This window comes from Hymenobacter sp., assembly GCF_031398885.1.
Classification (GTDB): Bacteria; Bacteroidota; Bacteroidia; order Cytophagales; family Hymenobacteraceae; genus Hymenobacter.
The window spans coordinates 1-15424 of record NZ_JANNOD010000021.1; the positions used below are offsets into that span (position 1 = coordinate 1).

At 60.7% G+C, this 15424-nt stretch carries 19 protein-coding genes; 8 read left to right on the forward strand and 11 right to left on the reverse strand.

Going from position 1 to position 15424, the window contains the following annotated elements; genetic code table 11:
• Positions 1-70 precede the first annotated feature (70 nt).
• The 7 genes from RMO51_RS02820 to RMO51_RS02850 all read right to left on the reverse strand — a co-directional run bounded on the left by RMO51_RS02820 (position 71) and on the right by RMO51_RS02850 (position 5049).
• Positions 71-1252, reverse strand: a complete 1182-nt coding sequence (locus tag RMO51_RS02820) for a hypothetical protein (protein WP_310391793.1) — start codon at positions 1250-1252, stop codon at positions 71-73.
• A 77-nt stretch (positions 1253-1329) separates the two neighbouring features.
• The gene (locus RMO51_RS02825; protein WP_310391795.1) at positions 1330-2253 is read right to left on the reverse strand and encodes a hypothetical protein; all 924 of its coding nucleotides are present in this window, start codon (positions 2251-2253) and stop codon (positions 1330-1332) included.
• A gap of 271 nt (positions 2254-2524) precedes the next feature.
• On the reverse strand, positions 2525-3208 hold the full coding sequence (locus RMO51_RS02830; RefSeq protein WP_310391797.1) for a PD-(D/E)XK nuclease-like domain-containing protein: 684 nt from the start codon (positions 3206-3208) through the stop codon (positions 2525-2527).
• 90 nt (positions 3209-3298) lie between these two features.
• Positions 3299-4000, reverse strand: coding sequence for a hypothetical protein (locus RMO51_RS02835; protein ID WP_310391799.1), 702 nt, complete (start codon positions 3998-4000; stop codon positions 3299-3301).
• 70 nt (positions 4001-4070) lie between these two features.
• On the reverse strand, positions 4071-4385 hold the full coding sequence (locus tag RMO51_RS02840; RefSeq protein ID WP_310391801.1) for a hypothetical protein: 315 nt from the start codon (positions 4383-4385) through the stop codon (positions 4071-4073).
• A 51-nt stretch (positions 4386-4436) separates the two neighbouring features.
• Entirely contained in the window at positions 4437-4727 is a 291-nt protein-coding gene (locus RMO51_RS02845) for a hypothetical protein (protein ID WP_310391802.1), read from the reverse strand.
• Positions 4720-5049, reverse strand: a complete 330-nt coding sequence (locus RMO51_RS02850; protein ID WP_310391804.1) for a hypothetical protein — start codon at positions 5047-5049, stop codon at positions 4720-4722. Before RMO51_RS02850 ends, RMO51_RS02845 begins: the two co-directional genes overlap by 8 nt.
• Positions 5050-5218: 169 nt before the next feature.
• On the opposite strand from RMO51_RS02850, the gene RMO51_RS02855 reads away from it, so the two are divergent.
• The 8 genes from RMO51_RS02855 (at position 5219) to RMO51_RS02890 (ending at position 10260) form a co-directional block, all read left to right on the forward strand.
• A complete protein-coding gene (locus RMO51_RS02855; protein ID WP_310391805.1) occupies positions 5219-5575 on the forward strand; it encodes an SLOG family protein in 357 nt (118 codons plus the stop codon).
• Between the two features lie 1083 nt (positions 5576-6658).
• Entirely contained in the window at positions 6659-7420 is a 762-nt protein-coding gene (locus RMO51_RS02860) for an Atu1372/SO_1960 family protein (RefSeq protein ID WP_310391806.1), read from the forward strand.
• Positions 7421-7551: 131 nt separating this feature from the next.
• Positions 7552-8082: an N-acetylmuramoyl-L-alanine amidase gene (locus tag RMO51_RS02865; protein ID WP_310391808.1), complete on the forward strand. Its 531-nt coding sequence runs from the start codon at positions 7552-7554 to the stop codon at positions 8080-8082.
• Entirely contained in the window at positions 8082-8363 is a 282-nt protein-coding gene (locus tag RMO51_RS02870) for a hypothetical protein (protein ID WP_310391810.1), read from the forward strand. The genes RMO51_RS02865 and RMO51_RS02870 overlap by 1 nt, the downstream gene beginning before the upstream one ends.
• Positions 8364-8386: 23 nt before the next feature.
• On the forward strand, positions 8387-8614 hold the full coding sequence (locus RMO51_RS02875) for a hypothetical protein (protein WP_310391811.1): 228 nt from the start codon (positions 8387-8389) through the stop codon (positions 8612-8614).
• A 99-nt stretch (positions 8615-8713) separates the two neighbouring features.
• Complete coding sequence (locus RMO51_RS02880) at positions 8714-9019, forward strand: hypothetical protein (protein WP_310391813.1); 306 nt, start codon at positions 8714-8716, stop codon at positions 9017-9019.
• Between the two features lie 53 nt (positions 9020-9072).
• Positions 9073-9255 carry a hypothetical protein gene (locus RMO51_RS02885; RefSeq protein ID WP_310391815.1) on the forward strand — a complete coding sequence of 61 codons (183 nt, stop codon included), beginning with the start codon at positions 9073-9075 and terminating at the stop codon, positions 9253-9255.
• Between the two features lie 564 nt (positions 9256-9819).
• The gene (locus tag RMO51_RS02890) at positions 9820-10260 is read left to right on the forward strand and encodes a hypothetical protein (RefSeq protein ID WP_409025027.1); all 441 of its coding nucleotides are present in this window, start codon (positions 9820-9822) and stop codon (positions 10258-10260) included.
• 193 nt (positions 10261-10453) lie between these two features.
• Here RMO51_RS02890 and RMO51_RS02895 read toward each other — a convergent pair whose 3' ends face one another.
• The 4 genes from RMO51_RS02895 to RMO51_RS02910 all read right to left on the reverse strand — a co-directional run bounded on the left by RMO51_RS02895 (position 10454) and on the right by RMO51_RS02910 (position 15410).
• Positions 10454-11437 carry a formylglycine-generating enzyme family protein gene (locus tag RMO51_RS02895; RefSeq protein ID WP_310391817.1) on the reverse strand — a complete coding sequence of 328 codons (984 nt, stop codon included), beginning with the start codon at positions 11435-11437 and terminating at the stop codon, positions 10454-10456.
• A gap of 70 nt (positions 11438-11507) precedes the next feature.
• Positions 11508-13061 carry an arylsulfatase gene (locus tag RMO51_RS02900; protein ID WP_310391819.1) on the reverse strand — a complete coding sequence of 518 codons (1554 nt, stop codon included), beginning with the start codon at positions 13059-13061 and terminating at the stop codon, positions 11508-11510.
• A gap of 12 nt (positions 13062-13073) precedes the next feature.
• Positions 13074-14108, reverse strand: coding sequence for an aldose epimerase family protein (locus RMO51_RS02905; RefSeq protein WP_310391821.1), 1035 nt, complete (start codon positions 14106-14108; stop codon positions 13074-13076).
• 132 nt (positions 14109-14240) lie between these two features.
• Positions 14241-15410 (reverse strand): glycoside hydrolase family 27 protein, encoded by a 1170-nt coding sequence (locus RMO51_RS02910; protein ID WP_310391823.1) that lies wholly within the window; start codon positions 15408-15410, stop codon positions 14241-14243.
• Between the last annotated feature and the right edge of the window lie 14 nt (positions 15411-15424).

Consider the following 15424-nt stretch of genomic DNA (forward strand, 5'->3'; position numbering starts at 1 on the left):
TTGACACCCAGCCCTGGCGGCGGAAATAAATTCGCGGCTTATCTTCCTCACCTGTAAAGTCCAATCCGGATTACCACCCCGGCCTGTAAAGCGCAGGCCGGATTATCACCTCCACCTGTATAGCTATAGCCGGACGAGACAAACAGGCGAACAACTCTTCCAACTCCGCGTTGACTCCCTGCTCGGTTAAGACCTGGCTCAGATGCGGCTTGTTGAACTGGTCAGCCCGAAAAACGAAGAAGGCATTACCGTCCACTTGTTCGGTGAGCCAATCCCGCATAAGCGCCGACTTTCCCACGCCTGCGGCACCTGCTACTATCGTGAAATGGCTTTCATTGACCGACTGCGTGATTCGTGCTTTGGTGTCTTCACGGGAAAGCTGATACCCACCTACCGTATTTTTCATGGGCAGGAGGATGGCCTGACCATTGGACTGCAGCCTCTGTAAGGCTTGGTAGGCCGGTACCAGCCTACGAAAACCGAACTGCTGGTAAACAGGCTCCTCTCTGACGCTGATGCTGGTGATGCTGCCGCCGTTGAGGTTGAGGTGACTTGCCATTGCCAGTAAGTCGTTCCATATAGCGCGGGCGTCGGAGGTAGCATCTTCGCTCCTGGCAAGATTTAACAAGCTCAGCACATGGGCTTCGTCGACGCTTCCGGTTTGCAAAAAATCGTAATCCAAGAGTTCGACACAGCGTAGAAATTGCCATACTTCGTCATCCGTCAGGGCAACACCTTGGTTTACCGCAGTGAGTACGTCGGTGAACACCTGCAGCCGCTCCTTCTTGACCTGAATTCTATTGACCTCTAGAAAAAAATCCTGACTGGAGGTCTTATGCTTGGCCCAGTTGAGCAAAACTTTGGTATGGTTCCGCTCGATTTCATTGAGCCCACTTTTTACAATCACTAGCTTATCAAGGGCCGGATTGAATAAGGCCGCATTATTATAGTCGACCCAAAAAGCACTTATTACCTCACAAAAAGTGTCGTTGCTTGCGGAGAGGGTAAGGTTGTATTTGAGCTGCAACAACATGCGGTGTTCATTGCCGCCACTGACTTTTGCTCTTACAAATAAGTCATCGGTAGCATACCCAAGCCGGGTGGCCTGGAAAGCCAGCTCCTCAATTTCGGCGGCGGGAATACACGGCACCCGCCCCTGAGTAATCAACGTTGTTAAAAACGCTGCCTGTACGTGGCCTTCAAAGGCTCCACCGCCGCCACCTCGAGAAAACACGCTACTTGTATCTGCCATAATAAATTAAGTGCCATAATAAATTAAGCTGTCTCCGGTTTGGAGGCGCTATGTTTTCGCTTCGAACTGTGAAAAGGCTATTTACACGTCTGTACCAAGGCTGACACGCTCAGCGTGGCGGTGGCGGCGGTAGTCTCGTTATCGTTGTTGATGCAGATATAGAGGCGACGCGTGCCAGCGGCAACGGCTATTTCGCGCGTTTCAGCACAGATGTTATTGCCCTGCCGGTAACAAGGTTTGCCCGTAATAGAGCCTTTGGTGTCCAAGAACTGGCGAGCGGCGGCCTCATCAGGCACGATGTACCAATGGCACTTCGTGCTTGCTGGCGGACCAGCGGTAGCAGCTTGACCAGCCAAGCTTTGTGACCCTGTTGCCAGCAAGCTGGTAGCCGTTGCTATGGGGTTCATGTAGGCAGCCCCCAAGGCCATGGCGGTGCTCCCACTGATTGGCAGCTGTCCTTCATCCCGAATGTCGAGGCGATATACTACGCCTGCGGTGTTGGCGGGTAAGTCGACGGGAAACACTTGTCGGCTACTGCCCGAGTTGTAGTAGGAATGTAGCTTACTTTTGCTAAGCGGCAAGGCCTCTTGGTAAGCATAGCTGCAGGTGATGAGATGGCCATCTTCGCCCCAGCTTTTAAAATCACCCTGTTGTTGGCCGCGGGTGTAGGTACCGCGAAAATTCATCTGGCCGCTTTCGTACCACCCTATACACAGTCCCTGGGGTAAATCGGGCTGCTCTTGCACCAGCTTGCCTTCCCATTGCTTTTTCCAGGACGGGTAGAAATAGTCTCGCACAGTACCTGCCGTCTTGCCTTCAGAGTCGTGGCGGGCTATGCGGGCGAATACTCGGTCTTCGGGTAGCGTGGTGCGCTCCCAGTCCCGGTCGAAGTAGACCGTATCGGGCGCAGGAAGAGGCGGAACAACGGCCTTTTTGGCTTGAGCAATCGTTACCTGAGGAAGCAGTAGAAGAGCAGTGATTGTTAGTAGATGTTTAATCATGTTTTTTGATTGAAAGGGCATCAAATTTAGCGTCTATGCTGCTATTGTTTAGGCCACATGGCATCATTTATTTCAAAAACACCGGGTAATTTATTGCGCATTCGCAATGCTTTCTGGCCTGCGTGGCCTGAACGCAAGCTAGGTGGGGCCGGGGGCAGCGGAAAGGAGCAACGGAGTGCGACCCGCTGCCCCCGGCCGCGTGCGTCAGCACACCGCATCCGGCGGCCCCGGCCCGAAACCGGCCCGCTGTTAGTAGCAGGTCGGTTAGGAACTAAGCGGCCAATGCCAGAGGCATCGGAGTAGCCTGGAGTGTTGGCCGCACTTGGTGAAGGGCATAGCGACGTAGCAGGGCCGAATATTTGCGGCGGCCCTGCTCGATAAAGCCAGCAGCGGCGGTGGCGTCGAATACCCAAATCTGGTGCGGGTTGCGTTTCTGGACACCGATGATGAGGAAGCGCGTGGCTTGGAGGGCGTCGAGGTAAAGCGCGGCCTGGCGGTCGTAGTCGTACTGCTCGGCGCTGGCCAGGAAGTGCGCGAAGTCCTGGCAGCTGGTGGTTTTGAAGTCGATGATGGTGCGGGCCCGGCCGGTGGGGCTAACAACGAGGAGGTCGGGGCGCACTTTCACGGCCACGCCCGTATCGACGTGGATGGCGGTGTGGGTCAGCTCGGCGGTGCCCCGGTAGAGGAGGTCGCGGCAGTAGCGCTGGCGGCGGACGTGGCGGGCCAGCGCTTCCAGCTGCGCCCACGGGCAGCGGTCGGCGGTGCGGGCGTAGGTGTGCGGCTCCAGGGTGGCGGCGTGGAAGGCGGCACCATAGGCCAGGGCTTCGGGGTTGGGGCGGCGGAGCTGGCCCATGAGCTCGGCTTTAAGGTTGGAGAGGTCAGTATTGCTGACGTGGGGCAATGCGCGGTGCTGGGCCTGGGTCAGGTCGGGGTGCTGGGTCAGGTTATAGAACATGGGGCAATGAGAAATGAAGAATCAGGAATGATGCCGAAGCCCTCGCAAGGGCCGCCCGCCCCGGCGTGGGACGGGCGATCGGGTGCGGGGCTAGGCGGCAACGGCGAGGGCTTCGGCATCATCCTCGGCGGGCGCTTCATCGACGGCGGGGACAGTGTAGCCGTGCTGGATGCGCATATCAGCTTTGCCGGTGTGCGTTTCGGCGCGCCAGATGGGGAAATCGCGGGCGAAGTCGCGGCGGGCGGCTACCTCGGCCGCGTCGGCGGCGGCATAGCTGAACTGCGCAATGAAGTAGGTGGCCGACTTGCCCTCCTTCGTGGTCTGCTTCTTCTCGGCGGTGACGGTGACGCGCACATCGGCCAGGGTCAGGTCGTCGTAAAACAGCGGCTTGATGAGCCGGTACAGGTTTTCGACGCTGTAGCCGTGGAAGAGCACAGCGCAGACTGCACCCTTCTCGTCGGCAAAAAACAGCTCGGCCCACAGCTTGCGGCCCATGTTCAGAATGTCGTCCTGAAACACGCGCCAGGCCAGCGGCACAAATGAGATGGAGGTCCCGAGCGGCACGGTGCCGTTGATGTTGAACTGGCCGGCCTTGGCATCGAAGCGAACCTGGCGCGGGTGGCCGGGCAGGTAGCGGAACGCGGGCACCTGGGCGACTTCGCCGGTGGCTTCATCAAGCTTGTCGAGCAGGTAAGCCGGGCGCGGGGCAGCGGGCGCTACCACCATCAGCGGGGTGAGAGAAGCCGAAGCAGTGGGGGCGGCGGTTTTAGCGGTTTTGTTGGCAGTGGCCATAATGGGGAAGTGGTTGGGGTTAGAAAAAAGTGGGGCCAGTTGGCGGCCGGCCCCGTTGCCGTTGGGTTGGTTAGCGGAATTGCTTATCGTGACACAGAATAACGCGGCCGACGATGGAGTCGACCCCGCGGGCAGCGGGCACGTGCTGGTGCCACAGGTAGGTGGCCAGTAAGTTGAGGTAGGCTGGGTTGCGGAATTTGCCTTCGTCGTCGATTATCAGAATCAAGTCAGGCGAGAGGCGTACCACGTCCACAAGCTGGCAATCGAGCAGCTCGTACAATTCGGCCAGCTTGAAGCTTTTGCCATTGCGGGGGCTCACGGGCTGCGGCGAAGCGCTGTGCGGGTCGAGCAATTGCGGCTGGTAGGTAACAGCGGTTTTCGGCATGGATTGAGAAGAATTTGGGGGCCGCCCACCGGGCGGCCCCTGGTGAGAGAATTAGCGGCGGGCGGCCAGCAGCAGCCCGAGCGGAGTGGTGCCAGCCAGTGTGGGACGCGGCGCGGGAGCCGGGCGGGTGGCAGCCCGATGGGCGAACCAGGCCGAGAAGTAGGCGGCGCGGGCCTCCTCAAGCGCGGCCCACCACGGGCCGGCGGTGCTGCACTCCTCGAAGGGGGCGGCCAGCCAGGCGGCGCGGGCGGAGGCCAGGGCGGCCGTGGCAACCTGCAAGGCAGCGGCGGTGGGCGGCAAGGCCGCCCCCACCTGAGCGATGGGGGCGGCAGCACTAACCACAGGCCAGGGCAACCGGGCAGCCGGCGTATTCATCCTCGGCCTTCAATACCTCCCACAGGGCCACAAAGGCATAGCCGGGGGCAGCGGCCCGCATGGCGCGAAAGGCCAAGCGCAGCGCCTGAAACGGGCAAGGCGACGAGCCGGCGAACCCACCGGAAGGCTGACAGGCCGGGCGCTCGGCCAAGCTGAGCATGACGTGCCAGGTGGTGCCGCCCTTGCCATAGGTGGCGGCGGACTGCGAAACATAGATGCCCGAGAAGGAACACAGGGCGGGGCCTTTCCAGGCGGCAGCGGCGAGCTGCAAAAGTTGATTGGGTTGCATGGCTGTAAGAGTTAGCCGTGGGTGCCCCGCGCCGTAGGCCTCCGGGTAGGGCGGGCAGCCGGGCCTCTCCCGACTTAATACTTAAAATTACAAACTATAATTACTAATTACAAGCAAATATTTGCAAATAATGCCTTGCTTTACAAGTTATTTCTACATAACTTGGGGTATGGAAAATGAGAAAAAGGTAGTGGCGGTGGTAGGTAGCCGGGGCGTGAAAAGCTGCGCCGCGCTGCTGGCGCGACTGGCGGAACTGAACCCGGCGGAAGTGGTGAGCGGCGGCGCGGCCGGCGTGGATGCGCTGGCGGCTAGCTGGGCCAGGGCCCACGGCGTGGTGATGACGGAGCTACGGCCGGACTATGCCGCCCACGGGCCCACGGCCGCGCCCCACGTGCGCAACGCCGAAATAGTGCGCCGGGCCAACCTGGTGCTGGTGGTATGGGATGGCCGCAGCAAAGGCACCCTAAGCGCCCTGAAGGCCGCCCGCCGCCTGGGCCGCCGCTGTGAGCTGCTGCCGCTGGACTAGGGCCCCCGCTGCCCGGCGGCCCCGGCCCCCGGCACCTGACTGAACAACTGAATGCCTTTGGCCAGGGGCTTGGGGCTGGCCTTGAGGCCCCGATGGATACTCCGCGAAGCGGGCCTTGTGAGGGTGGAGCGGCCGACCAACGGGAGGCTGCGGAGCCCGAGGAGGATGACCGGGCGTTAGCCAGGGCATGATGGCAGGGGTTTGGGGATTTCCCCAATGAAACCCTCCGCGAAGCGGGCCTTGCTTTTGACCTGCGTGGCCTGAACGCAGACTATACAGCGCGGGCGGCAGGCTTTTTGGCCTGCGGCCTGGCACCTGATTTGGCGGAGCGGGCGCGCGGTGCGGGGCCTTTTGGGGCCCTGCACGGCGGGGCCGTGGTGCGGGGGCTGGCGTCTGGGGGGTGGGGTGGCTGGCTGACCGACGGGAAGCTGGCCGTTGGGTGGGCTGGCGTTAGGTTATCGCATCAATAGTGGCGTGGATGCCGTGGCCTGACGCGCCGGGTGGTTTGTGGGTTGGTGGGCGGCAGGTGGCGGCATGCTGTTGCAGCTGTATCTGGGGCAGGGTAGCCGGGCGAATGAAGCGTAGTTGGCGCAGCGATGCGGAGCCAACGAAGCGGCATTGAGCCGGGCGGGTGCGGTGGGTATGCGGTAGCGGAGGCCGGCTGACCGCAGCGACCGGAGCCGCAGCAAGCGTAGTGAAGAGCGACGGTAGGAGCGATGAACGTAGTGCCGCGTCGGCGGGGGGAGTGCAGGGAGGTGGGCCGGAGCGTGAGACGAAGTTGCGCTCAGAAACCATGGTATCGAGCGGGTGCGGCAAGGATGGGAAGGGCGCGACCAAAGGAAGCGGTGCGCAGCACGGGAGCGTAGCGCACCCCTGTACAGCCTGGCCCCGGCCCGGAGCAGCGCGGAGGGCCGGGGAGCCGCCCAAAGGAAACAGCAGTTTAGCTGTGTTATAAACTTTGGTTTGCAGTAGCAGGGCGTTGATGTGGCGACTTAAATTATTGTTTGCAAATTGTGGCTTCATTTGAAAATTGGAAGGCGAGTCTGTTTGAGGCCTCCGCATTCATTAGCTGGTCAGGAAATCATGAGCGAAGAAGCTGCCGTACTCGAGGAACAAGAGCAAGTGGGCGACCGGCTGGTGGCGTTGATGAACTCGCGAAATCTGACAGCTTACCAGTTTGCCAAGACGCTGGGGTACGAGGGGCCGCAGAAGCTGTATAAACTGCTGCAGAACAAGTCAAAGCCGGGCTACGAAACGCTGATGGACGTGCTGAACCATTACCCGCAGTTGCGGGCGGAATGGCTGATGCGGGGCTCGGGGCCGATGTTTGAGGAAGGCAATGCGGCAGCGGCTGGCGGGTCGGTGCCGGCCGTGGCGGTGCCGGGAACTAAGCGGCCGGCGAGTCAGAAGCTGGTTCTGCCGGAGCCGCCGGTACCTGCTGGCGCTTACGAGGCGGTGCGGATGCTGGGCGGGGTGGCATACGTGGCGGTGCAGTTTCCGCTGGTGGCGGGTAGGGCGGCGTTTCAGGGGCGCATTGGGGATGAGCTGACCACGGCGCAGGGTAAAGATGCCGCCCGGCTGTGCGCGCTGAATGTGCTGGCGCAGGTGGAAAAGCATGTGGGCCTTGACCAAGTGTTGGGGCTCAACCGCATCGAGGCGCAGCTGGTGACCACGGAAGGGTGGGACGATTTTGCGGCGGTGCTGGACGGCGCCTCGGAGCTGTTTCTGGAAGCGTTGGGACCGGAAGTCGGCCGGCATGCCCGCGCCCTAGGCGGGGCGGCGCGACTGCCGCTCAGCATGCCCGTTTCGCTCACGGCCAGCTTCACCCTGCGGCCCGTGAGCTAGCGCCGGCCGCCGGCTTTGCCTGAAACGGGCTGTTCGGCCGCTTCTACCGGTTTTTGCGCTGGGTTTCATGGCGATGGCAGCGGTGTTTTGTGACCGGTTGGCGACGAGGGTAAACGTTGCGGCCGGGCACTATGAGAAACATTGATTTTTTGGTTTTGCACTGCACGGCGGGCAGCCAGGCCTGGACGGCGCGCGAACTGCAGGCCTTCTTCATGCGGCCGGTGGCCCAGGGCGGACGCGGCTGGAGCCGGGGCGGCTACCACTGGCTCGTCGAGGCGGATGGTAAGGCCGTAAACCTCTACAGCGACGCGGTGGTGACCAATGGCACCTACCCGTATGCGGGCCTGGGCATCAAGGTATCGAATCGGAATGCCATGCACATCTGCTACACGGGCGGGGTGGGGGCGCTGATGCAGGCGGTCGACAACCGTACGGCCGCGCAACGGGCGGCGCTGGCCAAGCTGGTGCACGACTACGTAGCGGCCTATCCCAACCTGCGGGTGCTGGGGCACAACCAAGTGCGGCCGAAAGCATGTCCGGCGTATTGGGTGCCGCACTTCTGCCACGACATTGGCGTGGACCCGGCGCGGGTATGGACCGGTAACCCGTTCAGGTTTCCGGTGCCGGTGGCGCATCCTCTCACCTCCAGCCCGGCAGTGTAATGGACGTGTTTCAATGGATACTCGGGGCGGCCGTGGCCGTCATTGCCTTCTTCCTGCGGTCGTTCTACGAGGAGGTGCGCGAGCTGCGGGCCAAGCAGATTGAGGAGCAGGTGAAGCTGGCGAATGCGCAGCAGAGCATCGCGGACATGAAGGCCAACTGGAAGAATGACATCGCGCAGCTGGAAGCTAAAATTGATGTGAAGCTGCAGTACATCAACGACTCGCTGCGGCGTATTGAGGCGCTGTTTCTGGCCGAGCATAACCGGCCCCGGTCAACTTAATTTTCAACCTTTCCCACCTTTTTATGCAACCCACTGACTCATTGGGGGTGCTGCAACGGCTGCAGGCACCCACCCCGAAATTCTTCTCGGCCCTGCGGCGGGTAGGCCTGGTGCTGGCTGGTGTTGGGGCTGCTATTGCGGCCAGTCCCGCAGTGCTGCCAGCAGCGGTGGTAGCGGCGGGAGGCTACCTGATTACGGCAGGTGCGGTGGCCGCGGCCGTGAGCCAGCTCACGACGCGGTCGGAGCCGTGACACGACTTCCTGGCCGGGTCGAACCCGGCTGTTTTTCCACTTTCTAACTTTTCAAACGTGCCTACTTTAACTGCTTACCAACAACAACACCGCCGCCGCATGAAGCGGGCCATTCGCCTGCGGGCCGATGCCGACCGCAAGGCCCGGCGCTACGCCGTACTGCTGCAATCGGCCATGGCTGCCGGCGATGCCGCGGCGCTCGTGTGCAACGAGCTGAACCAGGTTTACAACCAGGACATCAGCACGGAGACTATTCTGGTGCATACCGTATTGGAAAATGCTTTCCAGGAAACCATCCAAAACCTGCTCGCGGACAGTGCACCCGGTGAGGAAGCGGTGCTGCTGGTCACGGTGCCCAACGCCAACGGCGGTGTGGCTTTGGCAGCCAACAGCTTGCTCGACTAGCATTTCATGCGGTTGATTTCGTAGCTTGTTGTACACCATTTAATCCAGCACCGATGGCAACTAACCCACCAATTGGCGACGGGGTCCGCAAAGGGGCCGTGCGCAAACGCTCACAGGCGCATAATCCGGTAACTGACCAATGGGTGAAGCGTGACGCCGACACGGGCCAGTTCATGGACGTGAAAAAGGACGGGAAACCATTCAAGGGTGTTCGGAAGGAAAAACCCAAAGAATAATCTTTTCAGGACTTACGCAAAGGGCGTAAATTGACTAAACGACTGTAGGTCCATAGGTGGGTGTTGTTAAACAAATAGGGAAAAACCTCCGACTCAGGGGCGCAGGAGCCTACTTTCTGAGATTAACATCTTGTTGAGCAACCAAATGCCTGATATAGCAGCGTGAGCGATAGTATAGACGTTCGTTTTCGCTATTTCCTTTCGATGGCTTTAAGGAGCGTGTAAAACTATCGTGGCTGTTGCAGAACCCCGTAGGCCTCAGTAAAACAGCGGCAGCTCGTTGCTCAACGCGCCCAAAAATCCCATTTTGGCGCTTTTGCACTGAGGGCGGCTCGTTGGAACTGCGCTTGCACGACAAGCACGGGGTTCTGCAACAGCCACTATCGTTTCTCGCTACTCTTATAGCGCATTTGTACCTTATCAGCAGCATTTAGGCTTCTTGGCCTCCGAGTCGGAGGTTTTCCCCTATTCGTTTAACAACACCCCCTGAGCAGCAAATACGCCAAGCGCATTTACCAGCTGGCCTCGCAGTGGAAGGACATCGGGGAAACCAAGACCTACTCTCTGGATGAGTTCAAGGGTATGCTCAAGCTAAAGGACCCGGCGGGCAAGGAACCCGAGCAGTACGCCCAGATTTCCTCGCTGCAGAAGTACGTGCTCGACGTGGCCACGACGCAGATAAACGAGCACACGGACCTTCGCATCAAGTACGAGCTGCTCAAGAAAGGACGCTCCTTCCAAAGCATCAAGTTCTACGTCAACACACAAATGCCGCAGCAGTTGCCTATCCCCTTCGAACTGGAGGCGGATGACGCTAAGGTGCAGCTGGCCCGCAAGCACCTCGAAACCCTGGGCATTGCCGAAGCTAAGCTGGTGCAAGATATTTTGCAGTCGGCCAAGCACGTGGATGCGCTATTTGCCTTCATCTACAAGCTCAGAACCGATAAAATTAAGGCCACCAAGAATCCTGGTGGGCTCTTTCTGAAAATGCAGGGCCTGCGTTAACCAAAGGGACATAGCGAAGTAGTAGGAGAGCATCCAAAAGTGTGGGGCAGCTGAACCAAGTGGTCACCGGTAGAGACTCGAAGGTTGGTAGACTATTCACTCCGTTGGTGCCACGGTTGACTGAAGAATAGAACTGCCCCACACTTTTGGATGCTCTCCATCCTTGCATTATAATAAGGACGCCACAGGCAATTCAATCCTTCACGCAGCGAAACCCCAGGTTGTTGGAGGCGCTGTTCACTTCTCCTTTGCCGCGGCTACCGGCCTTGAAGCGGATGCAATAGTCATTGCTACACATAAAGGACCCGCCGCGCTGTACCCGTTTCACTGCGCCCGGCTCCTCCGCGTCGAAGCTGGCAGCCGGTCCCCGCGGATTGGATTTTGGGCTGTTCGCGTAATAATCGGACCGGTAGAAGTCGTTGCACCACTCCCAGACGTTGCCCTCCATATCGTATAAGCCAAAGGCATTGGGCGGAAACGATTTTACCGGCGCCAAACCTGCGAAGCCATCCGCACCCGAATCGGCGTCGGGAAAGTGCCCTTGGTAGTTGTTGGCCCGCCACTTGTTGTCCGGGCGCAGCTCATTGCCCCAATAGTAAACCGTGCCGGCCTGGCCGGCGCGGGCCGCGTACTCCCACTCCGCTTCAGTTGGCAGCCGCTTGCCGGCCCAGGTGGCGTAGGCCGCGGCATCGGGGTAGCTGATGTGCACCGCAGGGTACTTTTCCTGGCCCGCGATGTTGCTGGCGGACCCCAGGGGATGCCGCCAGCTGGCCCCCGGCACGTAGTGCCACCACTGCCCGGGGTCATCCAGGCCCACCGGCTTGTCCGGCGCCAGGAAAACGCCGGAGCCGGCCACCAGTTTCTCGACGGGAACGCCTGGAAAGTCGTCGGGATTCAGGGGCCGCTCGGCCACGGTTTGGTAGCCCGTGGCGGCCACGAAGCGCCCGTATTCCTGGTTGGTAACTTCGTGCTCGTCCATCCAAAAACCCTGGATGCTCACCTGATGCACGGGCTGCGCGTCTGGAAAGGCGGCATCCACGGCCCCCATGCTAAATGTGCCGCCCTTTAGATACACCATCTTCACGGGGCTGGGTTCCGCCGGTACGGAGGCAATACCCGGCGCGGCCACCTCACCAGCCGGTTCTTTCTCGCCCGAACCAGAGCAAGCAGACAGCATTAGGAGCAGCGCAAAGCCGGTCAGTGCCTGGGGGTACCGGTTAGTGAAGGGCCGGGAGGATGAATGTACCTTATAGTTGGGATGGGGGCCGGCTTTGGCCATTGTTGGTAATTTTAGTTAGGGCCGCCGCCATGCGCTTGGCTTGGGCCGGGTTTTTCGCCGCCAGGTTCTGCCGTTCGGCTACATCAGCACTGAGGTCATAGAGCTGCGGCGCGGTTTTTAAACCAGTTTCGATGGTCTTGTTCTTCAGCCACTCCGGGGTAGGCTTGCTTTGCGGGGCAATGTACTTCCAGTTTTTCTCCCGCAAGGCCAGGGTAAACGACTCCTCCACCATGGCCGTGCGACCGGTGGAATCCTGGCCCAGCCAGGCCGGCAGCAGGTCGTAGCTGTCGGGCGCGTCGGCCGCGCCGAGTCGTTGCTTGGTGAGGCCGGCCAGCGAAGCATACAAATCTACCTGATTCAGCAAGGCCCGGCTGATCCCCGGTTTGACCTTGCCGGGCCAGTACAGGATGGTGGGCACCCGGGTGCCCGCCTCGTAGGCACTGTATTTGCCGCCCCGAAACGGACCACCCGGCTGGTGCGCCCCCAGCCGCTGCACCGCTTGGTCGTCGTAGCCGTCATCGAGCACGGGGCCGTTGTCGCTGGTGAAGATGATAATCGTATTCTCGGCCAGGCCCAACGCTTTGACTGTTTTCAGCAGCTCGCCCACCGACCAGTCCATCTGCGCAATGGCGTCGCCGCGCAGGCCCATGGTGCTTTTGTTAGTAAACCGGGCGTTGGGCGCCCGCGGCACGTGGATGTCGGTGAACGAGAAATACAGGAAGAAGGGCTTGGCCCGGTTGGCGGTCAGGAAGGTTTTGACTTTGCCCAGCAGCACGTCGGCGATGTCCTCATCTTTCCACAGCGCGGCCTTGCCCCCGGCCATGTAGCCAATCCGGCTGATGCCGTTGATGACGGTGTTGCTGTGTTGCGCGTCGGCGGTGTACTTCAGGCGTTCCGGGGCTTCGAGGCCGGTCGGATAGTCGCCGATTTTTTGGGTGTAGTCCACCCGTATCGGGTCTTGCGGGTCGAGGCCGACCACCCGGCGGTTTTCCACGAACACGGTGGGCACCCGGTCGAGGGTGGCCGGCACGAGGAATGAATAGCTGAAGCCGACCTCCAGCGGCCCCGGCTTGATTTCCTGGTTCCAGTCAATGAAGCCGTTGCCCAAGCCCAAATGCCACTTGCCGACAACCCCGGTGGTGTAGCCGGCTTTTTGGAGCATTCCCGGCAGGGTGGCGGTACCGGGCTTGATGAGCAGCGGCGCATCGCCGGGCAGGATGGCCGCGTTGTTGCGAAAGGCGTAGCTGCCCGTCAGCATCGAGAACCGGGAGGGCGTACAGGTGGCGGCGGTGCAGTGCGCGTCGGTGAACCGTACGCCGCTGGCAGCCAGCGCATCCACGTTGGGCGTTTTCACGCCGGTGGCGCCGTAGCAGCCCACGTCGCCGTAGCCCAGGTCATCCACGTACACCAGGATGATGTTGGGCTTGTTGGCCCTACCGGTTTGCGCATTTTCAGTGGGCTTTTCGCTTTGGGAACAGCTCACCAACCCGCCGGCCAGCACAATTTTAAGAAACAGGTTCATGCCCGCGAAAAGCTAGTAAGTGAAGTGATAGACGGTACGGCTGGCGTACCGCTGGCCGGGCCGCAGCACCGTGGAGGGAAAGGCGGGCCGGTTGGGCGCATCGGGGAAATGCTGCGTTTCCAGGCAGAATGCCGTGCGAAATTCATCCTTAACGCCGTTACGGAACGTGTTTTTGCCCCGCATAAAATTGCCGCTGAAAAACTGCACCCCCGGCTCGGTGGTGAGCACCCGCAGCCGCAGCCCCGATTGGTCGCCGGCAACGGTTGCTGCCAGGCGCAACCCACGTTTGTCTAACCGGTCGCTCAGCTCGTAATTCTGGTCGTAGCCCTGGCTGCTGAGCAGCTCCGGATGGGGCTCGGCCAGCAGCGAGCCAATGGCGCGCGGAGTAGTGAAATCAAATGGGGTGTCCTGCACGGGCTTCAGCTCCCCGGTAGGAATGCCGGCGGCATCAACAGGAGTATAGCGCTGGGCCGCTAGCTGTAGAGTGTGCCCTAGAATGGAGCCGCTGCCCACGCCGTTGAGGTTGAAGAATGCGTGATTGGTCAGGTTCACCACCGTGGCTTTGTCGGTAGTGGCCTCGTAGTCAATGCGCAGCTCGTCGCGGTCAGTGAGGCGGTAAGTAACCTGCACCCGCAGGTTGCCCGGAAAGCCCTCCTCGCCGTCCTTGGACAAGTACGTTAGCCGCACCGCCCGGCCGGAAAGCTGCCGGGCCTGCCACACCACGGCGTGGAAGCCTTTCTTGCCCCCGTGCAGCGTGTTTGCGCCGCTGTTGGGGGTGAGCGGATAGGTTGTGCCATCCAGGACCAGCCGCGCCTGCGCGATGCGGTTGGCGTAACGCCCGATGGTGGCCCCGTAATACGGAGCGGTGGACTTCAGGTAGCCGCTCAAACTGTCAAAACCAGCCACCACATCCACGCTTTTGATGCGCAGGCTCACCAGCCGCGCGCCGTAGTTGGTGACGGCCGCGACGGTGCCGCGCTTGTTTTTCAGCAAGTACAGGCCCGTTTTCTGGCCATCGACAACGCCGACAAATGCGGCCGGAGACAATGGGGGACTCACGTTTGCCCCTACCCGGCCTTGTATGGGCACGCCAATTCCTGCTAAGAGAGCGGCTAGGAGTAGCTGCCCCCAGCCGGCAACGGTCAGCCCGCATACCAGCCAGAATACTCGCATGGGCCGTTACTTCTTAACGAGCAGGTACAGGCAGCTTCGGGCTGGGATGGACCGGGTTATGGCGCTTTTGTATTCGCCCAGCTTTTTACCGGCGTACACGTCGCTGACGGTCACTTTTTGCTTAATGCCTACCTCGCTCAGTGGCAACGTCACGTTCTTGGCGCCCATGTGGTTGCGGTTGAAAAAGAGCACGGCCACGTCGCCGTTTTTAAGCTTTTTGGTCCAGATTTCACTGCCGTCCACCGCTTTCAGGCGGGTGCCCTGTTCGGTGGGGTCCTGGTTTATCTGGATGGCCGTTTTGTTGAGTAGGATGTTCTTCTCGTACGCGGGCATGTTGCGCGGGTCGCTGCCGATGAACAGCGGGGCCGACATGATGCCCCAGAGCGCAAAGTGAATTTTCTGCTCCTCCAGCGTCAGCCCCTGGTCGCCGGTCACCAGCATTTCCGCGTCGTTCCAGTAGCCGGGCCGGGCATATTTCGCCAGCTTGTTGTTTTCCTCGGCAATGTGCATCACGCTCCAGAAGAACTTTGCGGTGGCAATGGAATCAAACACGGCCCCGCCGCTAATTTTGGTGGTGACTTTGGCCATGATGTCCGGTGTCGTCCGCGACATGTTGCAAGCCTCCGGGTTCCAGTCCCGAAACTCGTAGGCACTCACGTTAAAAAGGATGTCCCGCTCGCTTTTATTGAGCAGACCGGTCCATTTCAGGTAGGTTGTTTTCAACAGCTCCTCGTTCCAGCCGCCCGCGTACTGGCATTTGTCGAGCTTGATAAAATCAAGCCCCCAGTCGACAAACTGTTGCAGCTGCACTTCCTCGCGGCCAAAGCCGCCCACCGGGTCGCCAGCGCAGTCGTGGGTGCCGGGCACGGTGTGCACCCCGAATTTCAGCCCCTTGGCGTGGGCGTAGTCGGCCAGCGCCTTCATGCCGCCCGGAAACTTGACCGGGTGCGCCAGCAGCTCGCCGTTCGGGCCCAGCTTGGTGTCGCGCCAACCGCCGTCCACGACAACGTAAGTGTAGCCCGCATCGCGCAGGCCGGTACTCGCCATGGCGTCGATTACCTCCCGCACCATTTTCTCGTTTACTGCCGCTTTTCCGAACCAGTTCCAGGTGTTAAAGCCCATCGGGGGCGTGGGGGCCAGGTTTTTCAGCAACGAATGACTGCCAAAGGCTGCCATGACCCCAGCCGGCT